Annotated in this window: 1 pseudogene; it reads left to right on the top strand. The window is 59.1% G+C overall.

The features are described from left to right. Positions 1 to 303: pseudogene (locus B2Z72_RS05030) on the top strand (AmpG family muropeptide MFS transporter); the annotation flags it as partial.

The raw sequence follows: 303 nt of genomic DNA on the forward strand, positions 1-303 counted from the left end.
TGGTCGCTGGCGTATCTGTGTATGGCCGCCACGATGGCGCTGGCCGTGTTGGCACTGCTGTGGGCCGATGAGCCTGAGCATGAATCGGCGCAGCAGCGCATCATCAGCGAAAACCATATCGTCGACGAAATCATGGGGCGGCCAATGCACATGGCTGAGCGCCCGCTGTGGCAGCGCACGTTAATCGGTGCGGTGATCTGTCCGTTTCTGGAATTCTTCCAGCGCAATGGCCGCTTCGCTCTGCTGATTCTCGCTTTTATCGGCCTGTTCCGTATCAGTGACATCACCATGGGGGTGATGGCC

Source organism: Thalassolituus sp. UBA6592, from assembly GCF_002433655.1.
In the GTDB taxonomy this organism is placed as follows: Bacteria; Pseudomonadota; Gammaproteobacteria; order Pseudomonadales; family Oceanobacteraceae; genus Venatoribacter.